The organism is Streptomyces synnematoformans, assembly GCF_039531005.1.
Lineage (GTDB): Bacteria > Actinomycetota > Actinomycetes > Streptomycetales > Streptomycetaceae > Streptomyces > Streptomyces synnematoformans.
The window spans coordinates 1-1,202 of sequence record NZ_BAAAPF010000679.1; the positions used below are offsets into that span (position 1 = coordinate 1).

The window sequence follows — 1,202 nt, forward strand, 5'->3', positions numbered from 1 at the left end:
GTACCAGTTCGCGCTGGACATGGGCGCCGACGTCATCGAGCAGGACCTCGTCCCGACCAGGGACGGCCACCTCGTCTGCCGCCACGAGAACGAGATCGGCGGCACCACCGACGTCGCCGACCACCCCGAGTTCGCCGGCCGCAGGACGACCAGGACGGTCGACGGCAGGCAGATCACCGGCTGGTTCACCGAGGACTTCACCCTCGCCGAGCTGAAGACGCTGCGCGCCACGGAGCGCATCGCGGACGTGCGGCAGCGCAACACCCTCTACGACGGCCGCTGGGAGGTGCCCACCTTCGAAGAGGTGCTGCGGTGGGCGGAGCGGCAGCGGCGCGGCACCGGGCGGCCGGTGTGGCTGCACGTGGAGACGAAGCACCCGACCTACTTCCGCTCGATCGGCCTGGAGCTGGAGAAGCCGCTGGCGCGGCTGCTGCGCCGCTACGGCCGGGACCGGCGCAACTCGCCGGTCTTCCTGCAGTCGTTCGAGCCCACCAGCGTCGAGCGGCTCGCGGGGCTCGTCGACTCCCCGGTCGTCGTGCTGCTCGGCGGTGCCTCCTCGCGGCCGTGGGACTTCGTCGAGGCGGGCGACCCGCGCACCGTCGCGGACCTGGTCACGCCCGAGGGGCTGGCGTGGATCGCGGGCTTCGCCCGGGGCATCGGCCCCACCCTGGACCTGGTCATCCCGAAGGACTCCGCCGGCCGGCTGCTGGAGCCCACCACCCTCGTCCGCGACGCGCACGACGCCGGGCTGGTGCTGCACCCGTACACGATGCGCAACGAGAACGCCTTCCTGCCGCGGGACTTCCGCACGGGTGACGACCCGGCGCAGTACGGCGACGCCTTCGGCGCGTTCCAGGTCTACTTCGAGACGGGCATCGACGGCGTCTTCACCGACAACCCCGACACCGGACTCCTCGCCCGGGACGACTTCCTCTCGAAGGGGTGATCCTGCGGGCCGCCGGCAACCGGCGGCCCCGGTGCGCCCGTCGCTCCCGGTGTGGCCACCGAGCATCCAGACGAGCACGGCCCGGCCGCCGCGCTGCGCCCGCTGCTGCGCGCGCCGGCGGCGGCCAGGGCGTACGCGGCCGGGGTCGAGGCCGCGGACGTCGAGCAGTGCGTGCTGCTGCGGCTGCTGGAGCGGGACGGCGCGGCGGTGGCCGTGGACGCGGGCTGGGTGCGCGCCGCGGTACGGGCCGAGGTGC

The 1,202-nt window shown here is 74.1% G+C and carries 1 protein-coding gene and 1 pseudogene; both read left to right on the forward strand.

What is annotated here, in order from left to right:
• A partial coding sequence (locus ABD317_RS37080; protein ID WP_344296495.1) for a glycerophosphodiester phosphodiesterase occupies positions 1–946 on the forward strand: 946 nt, incomplete at its 5' end.
• Positions 947–997: 51 nt separating this feature from the next.
• Positions 998–1,202, forward strand: a pseudogene (locus tag ABD317_RS37085) (hypothetical protein); the annotation flags it as partial.